We start from the raw sequence: 19090 nt of genomic DNA, 5'->3' as shown, positions 1-19090 counted from the left end.
TCACGCTTTAAGCACTATCCGGTCTGTGACTTCCTCTATCTTATAATAGATAAAACAGAATTGCAATAAATTCTTCATACATTAACACGAAAAATAGTTACGAAATAATAACGAATCACTTCTGCACAAACTTTTTATACCATAAATCTGTAAATTATATTCCACCACAGTTCCAGCTGGATTCTGGCGTATCTTCCAAGATTTCTCATGTGGAACTTCACTTTTTTATTTCTATGACTGATCTGGAACCCATTTTTGATTCCTGCCACATACTCCCTGCCCATTCCCTTCTGGGAAAAAAACAGGATCTTCATGCCAAAGCCCGGCACCAGAAAAGGAAGATTCAAAATAATCTGAAGAACCGGCATATTTTTGTAGATCAGATAAATATTATTTCTTGAAGAATATCTGGTCTTAAACTGATTGTATCTGGATCCGCTTGTTCCGCTGCCTACATGATAGACCAGTGCAGCTGGCACATACCAGTTCTCATATCCAAAGATCCTGGCACGATAGCCCACATCAATATCTTCCAGATATGCAAAATGCTCTTCATCAAAATATCCGATTTTCTCAAAAACCTTCTTACGGTAAATAGCTGCGCCAGCGCATGAAGCAAATATCCGCCCTTCCTTCTCAAAGGAATGAATATCCTTTCCTTTGCCCCGGGCATATGCCCAGCCAAGAGCAGAATAATAATTTCCTGCATCATCCAGTTTATTCCGGTCATGATAACAGATCATCCTTGCACTGCAGGAGAAGGCCTTCTTATGACGCTTTATAGCTGCCAGCATTTCCCCCACAAAATTCTTATCTACTTCTGTATCGTTATTCAAAAGGAGCACATAAGGTGTCCGTGATGCATAAATCCCCTCATTTACAGCTCTTGAAAAGCCGAAATTATCTGGCAGCTCCACAATGTGTACCCAGGGAAAGTTCCCCATTACAAAGGCAACGCTTCCATCTGAGGATCCATTGTCCACCAGAATGGTCTCAAAATTCTGAAACGCCTGCTGCTCCAGGCTTGAAAGCACACCCTCCAGATATGCCATCCCATTATAATTGGGAATAATGACTGATACTTCCTGCATAATGTCTTCTTAGTCTTCCTCCTTTTTGCCGGTCATGCCCGGAAGTGGTCTTAAAGAATAATTCCACTTGGTCAGGGAAAGATTCTTATTATAATTGGGATCACCGTTCTTCAGAATATCGATCCAGTTACATCTCATATATTCGATTTCCCGCTGGAAACGTCTGACTTTCACCTCATTGTTCTCTGCTCCGCGGGTCTTGGATTCCATATGGTAAAGCCTTGCATAAGGATCATAAACCACCAGATAACCTGCTTTCGTAGTCTTCAGGCACAGATCCACATCGTTAAAGGCGACTGCAAGTTCTTCTGTGAAGCCGCCCACTTTGTCAAAAGCACTGCGCTTCATCATCATACAGGCTGCAGTTACAGCGCTCATATCCTGTAAAATAGACGCCTTGTGGAGATATCCGGTACGATCCGCAGGCATATCCACAAACATATGACCTGCAATTCCACCAATTCCGATCACACAGCCTGCGTGCTGGATGGTATTGTCCGGATAGATCAGTTTCACACCTACCGCTCCCACTTCTCTTCGCTGACACACCCCCAGCATTTCTCCCATCCAGTCCTCTGTAATGACCGTTACATCATTATTCAGAAAAAGGAGATATTCACCTCTGGCATTTTTAACCCCAAAGTTGTTGATCGCGGAATAGTTGAATTCCTTTTTCCAGCAGATCAGATGGATCCTGGGATCCTCTGAAATCTTCCTGTAATAATCAAAAATCTCATCTGTAGTGCTGTTATTCTCCACGATAATGATCTCATAATTGTCGTAGAGTGTGTTCTTCTTAATAGATTCCAGGCATTTCTCCAGAGTTTCCTTCTCGTCTTTATTGGGAATGATAATGGAAACAAGCGGATGTCCCTGTACCGGGTATTTCACTCTGTAAAATCCAAGATCCGGAGTATGGCTTACAGTGCCTTTTACTCCAGTCCTCTCAAGATGTGCCTCGATAGCACGTTTGCCTGCTTCAAAAGCGTACATCTTACTTGCAGGATTATCAGCAGTAGATGCCTTGTGGGTACGCCAATGGTACAAAATCTCCGGTACATGCACCACTTCCCTGGCTTTTTCCACACAACGGAAAATAAAATCATAGTCCTGTGCTCCGTCAAATTCCCTGCGGAATCCGCCCACTTCTTCTACAAGCTGCCGCCGCACAACAAAAAAGTGACAGATATAGTTATTGGAACGAAGCAGATCAATATTAAAATCTGGCTTCAGGTGCGGCTGAAAATGCTCATCCAGTTCAGCAGTCACCTTATCCTCATCTGTGTATACTGCATCCCCGTGCTCATGCTGGTTCAGTGCATTCACAACCTCGTAAAGAGCATTTGGCGCAAGAAGATCATCATGATCCAGAAGCCCCACAAATTCTCCCTTTGCCATGGCAAATGCAGCATTGGTGTTCTCTGCAATCCCTTTATTCTCAGTGAGTTCCTGCCAGCGTACTCTCCTGTCCCTGCTGCTGTATTCTTCCAGCACTTTTCTCATGGACTGATCTTCCGGACTTCCATTGGCAATGCAAAGCTCCCAGTCCTCATAGGTCTGTGCTTCCAGTGAATCGATCATCTGCCGCAAAAATAATTCCGGAGTACGATAAGCCGGAACTACCACGCTGATAAGAGGTGCGTAAGCAAATTTTTTCTTTCTTTGTTTGTCAAGGACCGTCTGGTCCGGCACATATGCCGCGTACCAGGGACCATAAGGGATCTCCTCTGGCTCAAAGCGCTCGTGCAGCCGTATCCAGAACTCCCTTGGACCATAATGCTTCAGATACAAAAGTCCCTTCTGGATCATGTAAGGAGATAATTTTTTGAAGAAACGAGACCACTGGATCCGTCCCTCTGATCCGTTTTTATCGCTCATATTAAAATCCTTTGCTTTTATAATGACCCTATTTTAACATTGAAGAAACAATTTTGCAAGGAAGCTGTAAAAGAAAGGTTGAATTGAACCACATTTTAGGATATGATTATATTTGTATTATATTTTTCTATTTTACAGGAAAAATATACTATATGTTATACTTGCAGCAGAATTGTATCTGCACTGTCAGAAAGAGTGTTACCATGTTGTTCACAGACAGCACTGCAGATACCCTTATTTTAATACAGGAGTTCATTATACTATGAAAAAGCGAAAGATAACCTCAGTTTTTCTGGCTCTTGGTCTTTTTGCATCTCTTCTTTTCCAGGTTCCCATATCTGCAGAAGAGGCAGACCAGAGTGCAGCAGTTGAAGCATCAGGTACCATATCTACCAATTCCATTTCCGGATGGCCACAGGCTTCCGATATTTCTTCTGAAGCGGCTGTAGTCATGGAGAATACCACCAATACCATTCTCTATTCCAAGAATGCAGACGAAGTACTTTTCCCTGGAAGTACAGTCAAGATCATGACCTGTCTTCTGGCTCTTGAGAATACACAGCTCACAGATGAGGTTACCATGACCGCCACCGGAGTTTCCGGTGTCACAGACGGTGGTGCCAGTATTTCCTCACAGGTTGACGAGGTCTTCACTGTAGAGCAGTGCCTGTATGCCATTATGGTTGCCTCTGCCAATGATATTGCACTGCAGATTGCAGAGCATGTAGGCGGTTCTGTAGACGGCTTTGTCCAGCAGATGAATACCCGGGCACAGGAGCTTGGATGTACCAATACCGTATTCACGAATCCCACCGGACTTCCGGATGACAACCAGCACACTACAGCCCACGACATGGCGCTGATCATGCAGGCCGCCATCCAGAATGAGTCTTTCAGAACCATCGCAGCAGCCACCAGCTACACGATCCCTGCCACCAATAAAGCGGCAGCCCGTAACCTGACCAGCAAATTCACCATGACAGATACTGGCAGCACCGAATTTTATGAAGGATGTATCGGCGGTAAGGAAGGTTATACGGAAGCCTCCGGAAGTACACTGGTATGTGCAGCCCAGCGAAATGGCATGACTCTGATCAGCGTAGTCCTGAAAGGTGCTTCCGGTCAGACAGCTCCTGATGCAGCCTCTATTCTCAATTATGGATTCGATCAGTTTGTAACTTTATCCCTTGGAGACAGCGATTTCAGCATTATCTCCGGCGGTGATGTAGTAGTTCCAGCCGGCACCGGTGCCGATAGCCTTACCACAGAAGATTCCCAGAACGGCGACCAGATTGACCGCACCTACCTTTTTAACGGCACTTCTGTGGGATCTGCAGTCCTTGAAGTTGTTCAGTCTGATGATACTGCCTCCGTCCAGGAAGGTCAGCAACACATGCAGGCGGCCAAGGACTACTCCGATAATCACACTGAAATTCCGTATTTTGTAATTGCCGGTGTATTCTTACTTCTTCTGATTCTTTTGATCTGGAGGATCGTGAAAATTGTAAAATCCTAATAAAAAACCCAGTCGGGACAGGGTATCTTCCTCTCCCGACTGGGTTTTTATGTTAGTTCTGCATCAAACTATTTCATCCTTCTTCTCATACGCCATCCTGAATGCACAATCTCCTCTCACAATACTCAGATTCGGATTGTAATACGGATCACCCTTTTTCAGAAAATCTCTGTAACGTTCCCGGAAATGATCCACCTCTTTCTGAAGACGCGCCTTCTTCTCCGGCGTATTCTCCAGTCCGCGTGACTTAGATTCATAATGGTACAGGCAGGCCTCCGGAGTAAATACAACCAATTTACCAAGTGCCCTTGCCCTAAGACAGAAGTCAATATCATTCAGTCCCACTGCAAAGCTTTCATCCAGCCCATGAAGTTCCTCAAAAACGCTTCGCTTCACCATCAGACAGGCGCCTGTTACTGCGCTCTCATCCTGTGTAGTTGCCAGTCTCCACAAATATCCTGTGGCATATCTGTCATATCCGGTAAGAATATGTCCTGCAAAACCTGCGATTCCTACCACGACACCAGCATGCTGAACCGTATTATCCGGGTAAAGGAGCTTGGCTCCTACAATGCCCACATCCTCTCTCTGGCAATAGCCCATCATGTTCTCCAGCCACTCTGGAGTAATAACCTCTGTATCATTATTCAACAGAAGTAAATAATCTCCATCCGCATATTTTGCACCAAAATTGTTGATTGCTGAATAGTTGAAGGGACCATCCCATGTAACCACTTTTGCCTGAGGATACCGCTTCTCAAGTTCCTCATAATAGTGGAAGGTCTCTTCCTTCTCACTGTTATTCTCAATTACTATAATCTGGATATTTTTCCAGGTGCTCCTCTCCAGAATGGAAGTCACACATTTATTCAGATCCTCTGTATGATCCTTATTCGGAATCAGAATTGATACCTTCGGGTCACCCTCTATAACAAAATGGGTTCTGAAAACGACCGGGCATCCAGTGTATTCCACCTCTGCCTTAATTCCCATGCGCTCATAATGCCCTGCAAGAGCCTTTTCTCCTGCGATCACTGCATATGGCTTGTCATCCGGATTGCCCGCTGTGGAACCCTCATGGCTTCTCCAGTGATACAGAATTTTGGGAATATGGCGGATCTTCTCACTGTCTGTATGCTCCGTGCAGCGAAGCAGAAAATCAAAGTCCTGGGAACCGTCATATTCTGGCCGCAAAAGTCCTGTTCGGTCGAGAAGTGTTCTCTTTACAACCACCAGATGGCAGATATAATTTACGCAGCACAGATAATCAGGGTTAAAATCCGGCTTAAAATGAGGGAAAAGCCGATTTCCTCTTATATCAATAATATCCTCATCAGAATAAATAAGATCCGCCTCCGGATGCTGTGAGATTTCCTTTGCCATCTGATAAAAAGCTTCCTCTGCCAGGGTATCATCATGATCTGCAAATGCAATATAATTTCCAGTGGCAATTCCAATAGCAGCATTTGTATTGTCTGAAATCTGCAGCTGTTTCTCATTGAAAACAACTTTGATCCTTGGATCCTTTTTCTGATACTCTTCCAGAATACTGCGGATCGGAGAATCTGCTCCACTTCCATCTGAAAGGCAAAGTTCCCAGTTGCTGTATGTCTGCGCCAGCACAGAATCCACAAGAGCCTTCAAAAGGTACTTATCCGTCTTATAGAGAGGAACCACAAGGCTAAACTTAATGTTCTCCCGAAAAACAGTCTTTCTCTGCTGATTCAGTTCTTTCTTAGTAACCCTGTTCTCCTTCAGCCAGGTCTGGTAAAGACCGTCTCCCTTGCTCAATGCTTCCAGCTTGATCAGAGATTTACGAATTACAGTATGAATACCATTGGAACGATAATTCTCCATTGCCTTTTTCGAATAAAGGCTGGCTTTTGCCTTAAAGCGTTCGCCCTTTGAAATACCAATCTGGTAGACTGCCTTTTTTCCGTTCTCATCCTTTGCAACAAGATAAGCCTTCTTTCCAGATACATTTTCTGCCTGGATATGGAATCCGCAATCCTTATTCACTTCGCATTCCCGAAACATTTCAGCCACGTCCATTCGGGTATTCCGCTTCAGGGTTATTTTCACAGGCTTTTTATTTTCATCATATACCTGCAGGGAAACCGGTGTGGTTCCTACTGCCCAGCCGGCAAGGATAACCTTCTTCTGTTCTCTGACTATAGATTCCCCATCAACAAAAAGCTGAGGTTTTCCCTGTTTTCTCATAAGATCCGGGGTTTTCATCTTATACCAGAGGAAACGCTCCTTTCCGTTAACAGCGTATACCTCAAGTTTTTTGTAATTCTGCAGATTTTCAGGCAGGGTAACCAGTACCTCCACCCATTTGCCTCCTGGATTTTTCGTCTCCACAGCCCTCATAAATCCGGTCATCACAGTAATCAGGTTTGCCTCAGAAAGAAGGCGGATACCATCCAGATAACACTCTATATCTGCTTCCTTTGAAACCCTTCCTGTGATCATATATTTGCAATTATCATTCAAAAGAAACCGTTCTTTTTCAACCAGCATTACCTTTTGATTCATTCTACTTTCCTTTCTTTGCAGAAGATTCCCGACCATTTTTCAGACGGTCCACTGCTTCTCTCGCCCGCTCTCCAAGCACTCCTTTAAGACTGTGGCTTCTCACCTCAAGGGCACGGATCTCATTCAGCATATCTTCTTTTGCCTCATCAATCTCCAGGTTCAGTGTAAGATTCTTAGCACCTTCCGGAACTTCTATATCTACAATGCAGGGATCAAACCGTGAAAGGAAGGCCCAGCTGCCGCAGATTGTTCCATCGGGTGTCAGAACCCCATCCATGGAAGCAGGCATCCTGTCAAAGCGGATTGCTGCAAGATGTACCGTACACGGATGATCACCTGGATCAATTCTAATAAACCTGCAGCTTTTCGGCAGATTCAAGGTGCATTTTACCTTTCCGGCCATAATAGGTCTTTTTACAGAACTTGCTTCGGAATACATACCTCTTTGTTCTGCGAAATATACCTGCAGCGGTCCTAGATTACTCAGGGACAAATATTCCACCCCTGGAGTCATTGTGGCATACATCTCCCTCATAGGAACATGCATGCCTGTAATATATACCTGAAAACCGCTTTCCATTCTGGAAAAACTGGTTCTCATCACTTCTGAAATACCAAATTTCTCATAAAATCCGGCTGCATTCAGCACTTCACGCACTTTATGCGTCTGTATATAGTAATGGATGATCCGATACAGTACAAATTCACAGGGAACAGGAAACTCAAATGTCCATTCATAGTCCAGAAGCGTATATGGACTGGTCATTACAACATTGTCACAGATCATATCAATATTTGTAACATCTGTACATGTCAGTCCGCCAGGCATAGGCACATCACCGAAAACATTTTTGAATTCCTCAGTTATTGTGAACGGCTTCTTGCTGTGAAGCTTCTGTATGTTTTCCAGATATTCTGTGAAAATTTTCTCAGCTTTTTCCTTTTCTCCCTTTCCCAGCAGATCATCCAGATATTCTGCAAGATTCTCCTGTTCCAGATACTCAAAATAAGCACAGTCTTCGCCTATCTCGCACTTGTTGCTCAGAAACGGAACTTCCCCATACATCTGATCAAGCTTCTGATTCCATTTTTTCATACGAAGAACATGTTCTTTTCCTTCCGGATACAGCCATTTTTTCTCCAGCCATCTTTTCCCATCTTCTTCCACAATGTCAGTGCGAATTGCGAAGGAACGGCTTCTTTCATTGGAATATTTACTGAAAATAATCTCTTTCATTTGTTTTCCTTCCTTTCCACAATCACCAGGAATGAATTGGAAAATTCCTGAAAAAGTCCTGCATCAGTGAGGGAATCGTATACTTTCCCCTCATTGAACAATTGTATTCTGTTACGGTCAAAATTGCAGAAATTATCCCGAAGCTCGCCTTTCTTCGGCAGACGCTTGTCTGAATAAATAGTCATCGGGAATTTGTAATCCGGATATGGATAATAGAAAGTAGTCTTAAATTCACCAGCCTGGTCAATAATATCAGACAGTTCCTTTCTGGAAAAAGTCCGCACACTTCTGGTATCCGGATAGTTCTCCAGTCCTTCAAAATATTTTCCCACATGATCTTCGGTGCAGCCGGCCCAGTATTTCAGACCAAGCCGGTTCTCAATCGCGATCACGATTCTACCTCCCGGTGCCAGATGGCGGGCAATGCGTCGGAGCATTTCCACATAAGGCTGTGCTGTCCCGATATAGCCCTGGGAATATTCAAACACACCGATCAGGGTAATGTAATCATATTTCTCAGTAAGGCTACTCTCCACATCCTGAAAATTACCTACCATAATTTTCACATTATCGCATTCGCGATTTCGATATGCATTGATGGTGCTGCGCATTTTTGACAGATCGATACAGGTGACACTTTTGGCTTTTCGCGCGAGAACCCCTGTGATCGGTCCACATCCGGACCCGATTTCCAAAACTTTCTGTTCTTTTGTGATAGGAAGCCACTCCAGAATATTCTGGCGAATATGTGAAAAATGATAAAGGACCGGCCAGCTGTTTCGTTCATAGATCAACTGGTTTAATTCCTTCTCCTGATAATTTTTCGCAATTTCCAGAAGTTCTTCTTCCACAGGACCATCGCTGTACAGATCCTCGCCTGGGTAATACTCATAATCTAATGTTACGTTTCCGATTTTTTCCTGCATATTTTATTATTCCTCTATCCACACTTTGGAATTCATATCGTAGAATCCAACTGTATTTTTGGAAGAAACCACAGTTATGTTGCATGCATCATATAAACGATGGAATACGGTAAAATCTCCATTCCGATAGCCGGTACAGCCAAAGGAGAGAAGATATTCCCCACCCTGCATATCCATTTTCTGCTCAAAAACCACTACACACTCATCCCCTGCGTCTGTGTGTTCCACATTCACACCTTCATACATAGTGTTGGTTCCTGTGATCTCAGTTCCCTGAATATTCTTGAATGTGAAAGCCATAATAGGCTGCTGAATGCTTTCATGAAAATGAATGCGCATTTTAATCTGAAATTTAGACCCCTTCTCGATCGTGTTGGTCTGAAGGCTCTTGGAATCCATTACAACGAAGTCTGTGATCTCAGCCTGTTTTTCCCCATACTCCAATGTGTTCGGGTTCACAAGGAATCCCTGTTTCCAGTCTTCTTTCTTTGTCTCTGAGCCTTCTGCCTGTTTCACCGGATCCTGATGTACCAAAAGCTGCTTATACATGTCTACCATAGCTTTAGGCGTACCCTCGTCCAGCATAACACCCTGATTCAAAAGAATAACACGATCGCAGTATTTGGAAATGCTTCCCAGGTCGTGACTTACAAACAAAATAGTTTTGCCCTGTTTCTTAAATTCCTCAAACTTATGATAGCATTTCGCCTGAAAAAATACATCACCTACAGAAAGTGCTTCATCCACTACCAGGATCTCCGGATCTATGTTGATAGCCACAGCAAAGGCCAGGCGTACAAACATACCACTGGAGTAGGTCTTTACCGGCTGATGGATAAAGTCACCAATATCTGCAAAACTGAGGATTTCATCCAGCCTTGCGTTGATTTCTTCTTCGGAAAAGCCTAACATGGTACCATTCAGGAAAATATTTTCCATACCAGAATATTCCGGATTAAATCCGGCTCCCAGTTCCAGAAGAGCCGAAATTCTTCCATTTACGGTTACGGTTCCGGCTGTAGGAGCCAGTACACCGGTAATAATTTTCAGAATGGTGGATTTTCCGGAGCCGTTTGTTCCAATAATACCAACGCATTCTCCTTCTCCAATATCAAAACTAACATCCTTAAGTGCATAATGCTCTTTATACAGCTTCTTATGACTAAGCCCCAGAGAATCCTTCAGGCGGTCCAGTGGTCTGTTATAGAGCTTATACATCTTGGACAAATTTCTTATTTCAATGGCGTTTTTACTTTCCACGTTGTTTCCTTTCTTTTCTATCCGCTTTGTAACTGCTCAGTTCCTCTACAGTTCTGTACTTCATCGAACATGCCTTCTTCGCTGAATACATTTCGATTCATAACTGCTTTTCTCCTATTTACAGAACATCTGCAAAATGAACCCGAAGCCGCTTAAAGATCCAGTTTCCAAACAGGAAGCAGCAAATGGCAAATATCCAGAAATATAATGTCCAGACTGGTCTTTCGAAGAACCAGCGCTTGATAATAAATGCGTCACGATATCCTGATACAATATAAAATACAGGATTCAGCTGAAGAATTTTGTATAGAAGGCTGTTGGTACCGATCATGCTCTCTGACACCCACATAATAGGAGTCAGCCATACTCCAACCTGTAATCCGATACCAATAATCTGGTTCAGATCGCGGAAAAGGACTGCTATTGCACTGGTAGCATAGCAAAGTCCCAGAACAAGGAAAAAGACACATGCACTATAATACAATATCTGAAGGTAGTACCAGTCAGGAAATCTTCCGTTACATATATAAAGAATAATTGCCAGAAGTACAAAAAAGCCATGTACAAATAAAGCGGAAATTATTTTTACTACCGGAAGGACGCTGATGTTGAACACTACCTTTTTTACAAGGTAATTGTATTCCAGAAGCGAATTGGTACCTCCGGAAAGCGCATCAGAAAAGAAAAACCAGGGCACAATACCAGCTACCAGATAAAGCACAAAAGGGACTCCCAGTTCATCTGTGTTGGACCGGAACCCCACTGAAAATACAAACCAGTATACCAGAATTGTTACCACCGGCTGAACGAAAGCCCAGAAGGTTCCAAAATAAGAACCTGCATATCGGGTCTTGAAATCATTTTTTGCCAGTTTCATAACCAGCCGGCGGTTTTTATATAAATCCGCCGGCAGGGAAAAAATAGACTTAAGCATTTACAGTCTCCTATCTGTTAAGTTCCTTAAAGCTGCCCCATTTCTGATCCTTGTCAGAGAAGATCAGCTCCATACCTTCCGGAATCGGCCACTGTACATTGATGTCCGGATCATTCCAGATCAGACCGCCCTCATCGTTTGGATGATAAAAATCGGAGCATTTATAAGTAAACTCCGCATTCTCAGAAAGAACCAGGAAGCCATGTGCAAATCCTTTCGGAATAAAAAACTGTTTCTTATTCTCTGCTGAAAGAACAACTCCGTACCATTTTCCATAAGTTTTGGAGCCCTCTCTTAAATCTACAGCCACATCAAACACTTCTCCGTTTACTACGCGGACAAGTTTGTCCTGTGGATAATGAAGCTGGAAATGGAGACCGCGAAGAACACCATAACGTGAGCTGGACTGATTATCCTGTACGAATTCTACGTCAATTCCTGCCTCTTTGAAGTCATTGTAATTGTAAGTCTCCATAAAATAACCTCTGGAATCTCCAAATACGGTTGGCTCGATTACTTTTAATCCTTCAATATCATCACAATTTGTTACTTTAATTTTTCCCATTTTCTTTTCTCCTTATTTATCTTTCATTTTATATTCAGTCAAATTTACAGTCTTATCGACTTCTTGGAACGTGTTTAAAAAGGTTTTCTGCAAGATGTGCGTCACAATTTGTGGGAGATCTTTCAAACACGCTCTAATATACATGATTCCGTCTGATAAATCAAGATTATTGGTTACTGTTACTGGTCATCCTATCTGTATTGTTTGGTACATACACCATTTTTGTTAAATACGGAAACGAGTCCATCTGCACTGGTCAGGCTCACGTTCTGCGCACGTACTCCTGCGCCAGCACCCGTTCCGCGGTAGAAATAATATTTTTTTCCTTTGATAGTGTACCAGCCCTTATAAGCCTTTCCATTTTTTCCAAAATAATAAGTATTCTTCCTGCCATTCTCTGTGAGGGTGATAAACTTGTTCTTTGCACGGTAACCTTTACTTCCAAAATAGTAAATGCTGCCGTTGGCTGCTACATATTTGTAATTCTTTTCCATGGCAAAGGATGTAGTGCTGAAATAATAATATTTCCTGCCCACCTTGCGCATACCTGTCAGGGCTTTGCCATCTGCTCCGAAATAGTAGGTCTTGCCTTTCTTTGTCACAACTTTATTTTCTACACGTACACCGTTTTTGTCCACGTAATAAGCAGTGCCGTCTTTCTTGATCAGCTTGCTTTTATATAAGTGTCCGTCTACGGAACTAAAGCAGTAATACTTGCCATCAATTTCCAGCCAGCCTTTGGCCTTTTTATCATTTGTGTAGTAATATTTTCTGCCTTTAACAGTGGTCCAGCCATTCTTGTGAAGCTTGGGATCTGAATATAAAGGCTGTTTTGCAGGGGTATAGCCTTCCTGAGAATTCCATCTGGGAACAACCTTGGTTGTATAATCTACATAGCCAAAGTTCAGATCCACATTGTTCTCTTTGGGAACTCCACTGATCAGCTTCTTGGTACTGATCATACCTGAAACTTCATCACCAGCTGTGCACTGCCAGATGGTGTATTTGTATTTGCTGGCGCTCGGTGCAAGAATTGTATCTCCGTAGCTTGCAATCCAGACATCCAGACCGGAGCCTTCCAGAACGTTCCAGTCTACAAAATTATTATACCAATTCAGATTCATGTAGAGAATTGGTGTATATCCTGCCTTGCGGATCTCATCACAGAATGTGAGAGCAATCTGGGAAATTTCCTTTCTGGTCAAGGTTCCCAATGTAGCTTCATCTTCCAGGTCAAAAGCTACCGGATAGGAAACCTTATGTCCCTGCATCTGACGAATAGCCAGCTGCGCTTCAGCAAGTGCTTCTTTGTTTGTCTTGGCAAGACTGTATACATAAGTTCCCACCGGCACATCTGCTGCTTCTGCCTCAGTCATATTATAGGCATAATAATCATCCAGATGTCTGGTTCCATAGGAAATACGCACAAAGGCAAAATCCAGATCTTTCTTGGCTTCCTTCCAATTGATCTTTCCCTGCCATTCTGAGACATCCATACCTCTGGTAATGGCTCCTTCTACTTTCTTTCCACTTCCATTGTAGCAGACTCCGTCAATTTTGTGCCATGCCTTTGAGCTTGTCTTGGAAGAGGAATCTCCTACACTTGGTGCCAGATGCGCATCTGGTGAAACATTTTCAATATTATATGGCTTATTTCCTGCATTGGCACTTACATCTGCAGTTGGTCCTGCAATTATTGCAGTTCCAAGCATAGCTGTAAATAAACCGGCAGACAGCCATTTTTTCCATTTTCCCATATCTCCTCCTGATAAACAGTTTCAGGTTACGTTCCTTACCGGACCAGTAGTGTTTACCGTTTTCCCTTATTCGCTTGTTTCTTACAAGATGTTAAAAATGTGTTACTTTGTTATTATACAGTTTCCATTTTCAAATTTCAATGTTATTCTCCAAAACAGTAAAAAGGTGCCTTAAAATCATCAAATCTGATAATTTTAAGACACTCTTTTTGGCTTTTTATGTCGTTTTTTTATCAACAAATATCTTTCAGAGTAAGCTATTAAGCTGCTGGATCGGTCGGATCGTAGTATCCGCCATTCTTAATTCCCTTCAGCGGTGTAATTGCGCGACGTCCCAGCGGTCCTTTGAATACTTCGTCAGACTTATAGGTTCCATCGAAAATATAAATGGTGGAACCATTGCAGTTCTCATATACCCATTTTGCATCGGCAACACAGGTACGGATACAGCCATGGGAAGCCGGGCTTCCAAGCTTAAGATATGCACTAACCGGCAAATTATAGCTGTTTGCTGAGCCGCATGCAATAGAGTGGACGAAAATTCCGCCCTGACCAGCACCATCTACATGAGTACCATACTGTCCCCAGGACGGTCCCATAAGCGCCTGCCATCTGCTGTATCTTGTCAGTTTATATCTGCCTGTCGGAGTATCTGTTCCAGGATTGCCTACTGAAACACGAATGGTCTTAACCGGAATTGTACGGTTCGCATCTGCATAAATTGTCATAACACCATTTACACGATCCACTTCAACTGTATATCCTGATTTGTAAATATTTGTCACGTCATTGATTCTGTAACCATTCTTATCAAAGTAATACAGCTTGCCATCAATCCACTTGGATTCATTTTGCACAAAGCCCTTCTTATCCGGGTTAATGTAACGAACCAGATTCTGGGAATTGTCTACAACCACCCAGCCTGTAGTGAACTTACCAGTAGCATCTACATATCCATATTTTTTGCCTTTCTTCACGAATGCATTCTTCACAAGACTCATATTCTTGAAGTAATACCAGTTTCCATCAATCTTCTGCCATCCGCTCTTGCGAAGTACACCTTTAGAGTCTGCAAAATATGTTTTTTTCTTGTAAACAAACATTTCATTCTTAACCATCTGGCCATTTCTTGTATTAGATGTAGATGGTTTAAAGAAATAACTCTTGCCATTGATCACGGTAACTCCGCTGGCAAGTCTTCCGTCAGCTTTGAAATAATATCCGTTTCTCAGTGTATTGGCATAATGCTTTCCTTTTTTATTGAACAGGAACCAGCCATAGAATTTCCCCTTAGAGGTGGTTACTTTCTGCCATCCGGTTTTCTTCACGATCCGGCCAGCAGTAGAACCAAAATAGTACATTCTGTTTCCAGCCCCAGGACAGCGATGCCATACCTTTTTCCAGGTTGCTCTTGCACCAGTTTCTGTTACATAATATTGTTTCTTTTTATAAGTGACAATACGATTCTTATAAATACAGCCATTCTTATCTGTCAGATAATATTTGCCATCTGTGGCTTTCTTCATAGTCTTCTTAAGAAGATAGCCATTCTTATCGATCAGATAGGAATTTTCCGCATCTTTACGTCCGTCAAGCTCTGTTACAATAACGCCATGAACCATAAGCTGTCCAATCTTACTGCTGTCCAGCTCACCGGAATCATAATATTTCCATTGCTCACCGGCTGTTCCTGCAAAACTCTTCCATCCATCACGGTACATCTTTCCTGGAATTTCCTGATCTGTTTCTGCTGGCTGGAAGTAGTACTGTGCGGCTACTCCGTTTACGGTCAGAGTAACATTCCCAGTACGTGGTGTTCCATTCTCATCCAGACAATAATACTCATCATTAATCTTATAATATCCTGTATATGTATTATTTGCCTTGGCGGCTTCATCTAACTGTGCAGTGGTTAGTGCCTTACCATCTGCGCCATAATAATGGAAGTTTCTGCTTTCTTTGTTCCACAGCCAGTAATCCTTCTTCATCTGACCAAGTGTGGTCTTCCACGGAACCAGTGCAGCACCCTGTCCATTATATTCTGTATATGCCTGTGCACTATCGGAAGCTGTAAAATAGAATTCACCAACAGCCCCATTTGCACTCTCCGTTCCAACTAAAGTCTTAATGCCGGTAACCAAAAATCCATTGGCATCAAACAAATAACTTCCTGTATGAACTGCTCCAGCCTCGTTTCTTGTAGTAATCTCTACAATGCCATCTGCTGCGGTATAATATTCAGTCTGGACAGTTGTTCCTTCAGCCTCTGCACTTTCCGTACCTGCTGCTTCGCCATTCTCCTGTACTTCATCAAACGCCTGAATCTCATCAGAACCAGCCACATTCTGAGCCTCAGCAGCTGGACTTACAGTTGATTTTTTCTTACGAAGCTTAAAACCATCAGCTGTCTGCTCCCATTCCTTCCAGTCAAATACTCCATCTGAATTATCTGCCTGTACTTCCTGAGTCCCATCGAATGTGCCTTCCGGAACAGCTTCAAATCCATCTACCGGAGCAGTGCTTCCTTTCTCCTCCACTGTTTCATCTGAAGTAAAGCCATCGAAAAAACCATCTGTACTTTCTCCTGAATTTTCGCTGTCTGTATTTTCTTCATTGTCCTGGCTTTCCTGTACCTGCTGCTCCCCAGCTGCTGCCGTATCTGCAGGCACCTCTGTATCCTCAGACGGCTGTACTGCTTCGGTTCCGTCTTCTGTTTGCACATCTGCTGCCTGTTCAGATGTAAATCCAGATTCAAATCCGCTATCCAAAGCTGCGGCTGGAACTTCCAGACCCATGGACACACTTAACATAATCCCTAAAACTGCGGCTGCTACTCTCTTTTTCACTTTTATGCCTCCCTATTGTAACGTTGTAAATCTTATTCTCCTAAACCATTATTGATAACAGTTACAAGATTTCTTAAAGCCTCTGTCTCGTCCTCGCCTTCGCAAAATATAGTGATCTCATCACCACATTTCACACACGCCCCCAGAACACTAAGCACGCTTTTGGCATTGGCAGACCCCTGACCATACTGAAATGTTATAAGAGATTTATATTTCATAGCTTCCTTACAAAGAATGCCTGCCGGTCGTAAATGAAGGCCGGAAGGATTGTTCACCCTTACTTTCTCACTTACCATAGTTTCTCTCCCTTATTGCTGCTGTTCTCTGGATCCATGGCAATATATTTCGCCAAACGTTATCCGTAAACAACAGCTCATTCATTATTAGTATCTGAATTGGAAACTTCTGATATAGTCACATCTGCAACCACATCATCCAGAAGTTCAAATCCCTTAGGCAGCTTCACAGTCACAGGGATCTGATAGCTTCCTACTTCCATATCCTTCAGATCAACAGAAGCTTTCACTTCGTCAAGATTAAAGTCATCAAGCTCTCCAGCTGTTGCTTTCACGCGGATTTCAATCTTATCTGTTCCAAATGTTACCAGAAGATTATCAGCAAGGTTATCTACCGTAACCTGATTGGAGGGAAGACCATATGAATGACTTCCAATAGGTAAAATACTTACCTTCACCCAAACGTCCTCACTGGTTCCGCTTGTCAGCTTCACATCCTCAGGAAGCACATCTTTCAGACTGACTTTCTTCTCAATATCAGTTGTCTCTCCTGTAATATCAATATCAGTACCGCCTATCCATATCGTGTTGTCATTCTGCTTCAGAGTCTCCAATGCCTCATCTGTTCCCGCAATACTTACAGTATCCGGAACAGTAGTCACACTCTCCACCTGATAGCCATCTGCCGGCACACCTACATAGTCCGCACCAATATTAACGCCTGTGCGAATCTTCCAAAATTTAGTTGTAACAACAACTTTGGTATTATCTATGGTGAGATAAGCCATTCTTCCGGCAAGACTGTCCTGATTCTTATCAATAATATTCAGTTCTGCCTCTTCGGAAAAATCCTTTGTTCGGCCATCAACATCAACGGTCGCATTTACTTTATCAATTTTATTCACAAGAGATTTCGGACCTGTAATTTTAACTTTCTCCGGACTTGCAGTCTGGGAACCAACCTCGTAGCCCTTGCCCGGCTGGCTGGAACCGTAATTTACATTAACCAGAAACTCCTGTGTTACTTTTTCTTCCAGTCTGACACTGAGATACTGTGGTGTCACTTTAATATTCTCGGGGCTGATTCCCGGACAGGAGGCAGTGATCGGAACCATAACCGGATCTGTATCAAGGCTTCCTGCCTGCTGCAGATCTGCCGTCAAGGTTATATTGGTCTGAGTAATCCTGGAAAGAAGTCTTCTCTCTCCTGTGATTGTAACCCTTATAGGATCCGGATCATCATCCTGCATACACATCATGTTTGCACTATCCACATAAGCCGTATTCTGGAGTTCTACATTTTCTCCGGCAATGGTGATACTTTTACTGGATACCGGATTGTCCACATTTACCACAATAAACCAGATCAGAAATCCGATGAAAACAGACATGATCTTCAAGGTAAAATTCCTAGTCAGCTTTGTCTTCTTCATGTCTCATTCTTCCTTTCAACAGATGACGCAGTTTACTGTTAGTTACAACCTTTTTATTCTGAGCCTTGATCAATGCAGATCTCAGTTCAGCACTGGTAAGACCTCTGCTGAGCTGTCCGTTCTGGGCCATAGACACCTGCCCGGTTTCTTCTGAAACAATAATTGTCAGGGAATCACTTACTTCACTAATTCCCACACCAGCTCTGTGTCTGGTTCCAAGCTGTTTGCTCAGCTCCATATTATCGGAAAGAGGCAGATAACAGGTAGCTGCTACAATTCGATTGCCACGCACCAGGACAGCGCCATCATGGAGTGGTGTATTATGTTCAAAAATATTGATCAGGAGCTGACTTGTAAGAACTGCATCCACATTGATTCCTGTGCGCTCATATTCACTTAAGCGGATATTCTGCTCAATGACGATCAATGCGCCAGTTCTTACTTCTCCCATGTCAAAACATGCCTTCACAAGCTCATTGATTGTTTTATCTGTAAACCTTTCCTGTACCTCTTTGCCGGCATCCAAAGGGAAAATAGAAGCCATAAACTTCTTCTGTCCCAGCTGCTCCAGCATTTTCCGAAGTTCTGGCTGGAAAATAACAACAACACTGGTAAGAAGTATAGTAGAAAGATTCTTAATGATCCAGAGGATCGTATTCATTTTCAACACATATGCAAATAAAATAAAAAGGAGTACTATCAGAATTCCCTTCAACAGAGTATAAGCGCGGGTAAACTTGATCCACACCATAAACTGATAGATAAAGAAGGAAATCAGGGCAATCTCCAGTATGTCTGTTACTCCCAGACTGGGCAGGGAGAGTTTTGACAAATATCCTGATAATCTGACTGCCATATCCTGCATAGTGTACT

At 42.9% G+C, this 19090-nt stretch carries 14 protein-coding genes; 1 reads left to right on the top strand and 13 read right to left on the bottom strand.

Annotation, left to right across the window (positions count from 1 at the left end):
• Window positions 1–134 precede the first annotated feature (134 nt).
• A complete protein-coding gene (locus ACESTK_RS11975; protein WP_148461724.1) occupies window positions 135–1091 on the bottom strand; it encodes a glycosyltransferase family 2 protein in 957 nt (318 codons plus the stop codon).
• Window positions 1092–1100: 9 nt separating this feature from the next.
• Window positions 1101–2969, bottom strand: coding sequence for a glycosyltransferase (locus ACESTK_RS11970; RefSeq protein ID WP_187566224.1), 1869 nt, complete (start codon window positions 2967–2969; stop codon window positions 1101–1103).
• Window positions 2970–3231: 262 nt separating this feature from the next.
• Between ACESTK_RS11970 and ACESTK_RS11965 the strand changes: the two genes are divergently transcribed.
• Window positions 3232–4485: a D-alanyl-D-alanine carboxypeptidase family protein gene (locus tag ACESTK_RS11965; protein ID WP_373119828.1), complete on the top strand. Its 1254-nt coding sequence runs from the start codon at window positions 3232–3234 to the stop codon at window positions 4483–4485.
• 63 nt (window positions 4486–4548) lie between these two features.
• Here ACESTK_RS11965 and ACESTK_RS11960 read toward each other — a convergent pair whose 3' ends face one another.
• The 11 genes from ACESTK_RS11960 to cdaA all read right to left on the bottom strand — a co-directional run bounded on the left by ACESTK_RS11960 (window position 4549) and on the right by cdaA (window position 19082).
• Entirely contained in the window at window positions 4549–7023 is a 2475-nt protein-coding gene (locus ACESTK_RS11960; protein ID WP_373119827.1) for a glycosyltransferase, read from the bottom strand.
• Between the two features lies 1 nt (window position 7024).
• The gene (locus tag ACESTK_RS11955; RefSeq protein WP_373119825.1) at window positions 7025–8260 is read right to left on the bottom strand and encodes a hypothetical protein; all 1236 of its coding nucleotides are present in this window, start codon (window positions 8258–8260) and stop codon (window positions 7025–7027) included.
• On the bottom strand, window positions 8257–9186 hold the full coding sequence (locus tag ACESTK_RS11950) for a class I SAM-dependent methyltransferase (RefSeq protein WP_118579662.1): 930 nt from the start codon (window positions 9184–9186) through the stop codon (window positions 8257–8259). Before ACESTK_RS11950 ends, ACESTK_RS11955 begins: the two co-directional genes overlap by 4 nt.
• 6 nt (window positions 9187–9192) lie before the next feature.
• Window positions 9193–10446 carry an ABC transporter ATP-binding protein gene (locus ACESTK_RS11945; RefSeq protein ID WP_373119824.1) on the bottom strand — a complete coding sequence of 418 codons (1254 nt, stop codon included), beginning with the start codon at window positions 10444–10446 and terminating at the stop codon, window positions 9193–9195.
• Between the two features lie 118 nt (window positions 10447–10564).
• A complete protein-coding gene (locus tag ACESTK_RS11940; protein ID WP_118579665.1) occupies window positions 10565–11380 on the bottom strand; it encodes an ABC transporter permease in 816 nt (271 codons plus the stop codon).
• Between the two features lie 10 nt (window positions 11381–11390).
• Entirely contained in the window at window positions 11391–11945 is a 555-nt protein-coding gene (gene rfbC, locus ACESTK_RS11935; protein ID WP_118579668.1) for a dTDP-4-dehydrorhamnose 3,5-epimerase, read from the bottom strand.
• 191 nt (window positions 11946–12136) lie between these two features.
• Window positions 12137–13702, bottom strand: a complete 1566-nt coding sequence (locus ACESTK_RS11930) for a GH25 family lysozyme (protein ID WP_295260463.1) — start codon at window positions 13700–13702, stop codon at window positions 12137–12139.
• A 260-nt stretch (window positions 13703–13962) separates the two neighbouring features.
• Window positions 13963–16548 carry a L,D-transpeptidase family protein gene (locus tag ACESTK_RS11925; protein WP_373119822.1) on the bottom strand — a complete coding sequence of 862 codons (2586 nt, stop codon included), beginning with the start codon at window positions 16546–16548 and terminating at the stop codon, window positions 13963–13965.
• Window positions 16549–16580: 32 nt separating this feature from the next.
• Complete coding sequence (locus tag ACESTK_RS11920; protein ID WP_118579680.1) at window positions 16581–16844, bottom strand: HPr family phosphocarrier protein; 264 nt, start codon at window positions 16842–16844, stop codon at window positions 16581–16583.
• Window positions 16845–16921: 77 nt separating this feature from the next.
• Window positions 16922–18217, bottom strand: coding sequence for a YbbR-like domain-containing protein (locus ACESTK_RS11915; protein ID WP_148461731.1), 1296 nt, complete (start codon window positions 18215–18217; stop codon window positions 16922–16924).
• Entirely contained in the window at window positions 18195–19082 is an 888-nt protein-coding gene (cdaA, locus tag ACESTK_RS11910) for a diadenylate cyclase CdaA (protein WP_118579686.1), read from the bottom strand. The genes ACESTK_RS11915 and cdaA overlap by 23 nt, the downstream gene beginning before the upstream one ends.
• Window positions 19083–19090 lie beyond the last annotated feature (8 nt).

Source organism: Ruminococcus sp. Marseille-P328 (assembly GCF_964249465.1).
GTDB lineage: Bacteria > Bacillota > Clostridia > Lachnospirales > Lachnospiraceae > Blautia_A > Blautia_A faecis.
This window is presented reverse-complemented; position numbering and strand designations above follow the sequence as displayed.

Bases quoted from the DNA above. Each gene is read 5' to 3' on its own strand.
- ACESTK_RS11975 (WP_148461724.1), bottom strand. From the start codon at position 1,091: ATGCAGGAAGTATCAGTCATTATTCCCAATTATAATGGGATGGCATAT.
- ACESTK_RS11970 (WP_187566224.1), bottom strand. From the start codon at position 2,969: ATGAGCGATAAAAACGGATCAGAGGGACGGATCCAGTGGTCTCGTTTC.
- ACESTK_RS11965 (WP_373119828.1), top strand. From the start codon at position 3,232: ATGAAAAAGCGAAAGATAACCTCAGTTTTTCTGGCTCTTGGTCTTTTT.
- ACESTK_RS11960 (WP_373119827.1), bottom strand. From the start codon at position 7,023: ATGAATCAAAAGGTAATGCTGGTTGAAAAAGAACGGTTTCTTTTGAAT.
- ACESTK_RS11955 (WP_373119825.1), bottom strand. From the start codon at position 8,260: ATGAAAGAGATTATTTTCAGTAAATATTCCAATGAAAGAAGCCGTTCC.
- ACESTK_RS11950 (WP_118579662.1), bottom strand. From the start codon at position 9,186: ATGCAGGAAAAAATCGGAAACGTAACATTAGATTATGAGTATTACCCA.
- ACESTK_RS11940 (WP_118579665.1), bottom strand. From the start codon at position 11,380: ATGCTTAAGTCTATTTTTTCCCTGCCGGCGGATTTATATAAAAACCGC.
- rfbC (WP_118579668.1), bottom strand. From the start codon at position 11,945: ATGGGAAAAATTAAAGTAACAAATTGTGATGATATTGAAGGATTAAAA.
- ACESTK_RS11930 (WP_295260463.1), bottom strand. From the start codon at position 13,702: ATGGGAAAATGGAAAAAATGGCTGTCTGCCGGTTTATTTACAGCTATG.
- ACESTK_RS11920 (WP_118579680.1), bottom strand. From the start codon at position 16,844: ATGGTAAGTGAGAAAGTAAGGGTGAACAATCCTTCCGGCCTTCATTTA.
- ACESTK_RS11915 (WP_148461731.1), bottom strand. From the start codon at position 18,217: ATGAAGAAGACAAAGCTGACTAGGAATTTTACCTTGAAGATCATGTCT.
- cdaA (WP_118579686.1), bottom strand. From the start codon at position 19,082: ATGCAGGATATGGCAGTCAGATTATCAGGATATTTGTCAAAACTCTCC.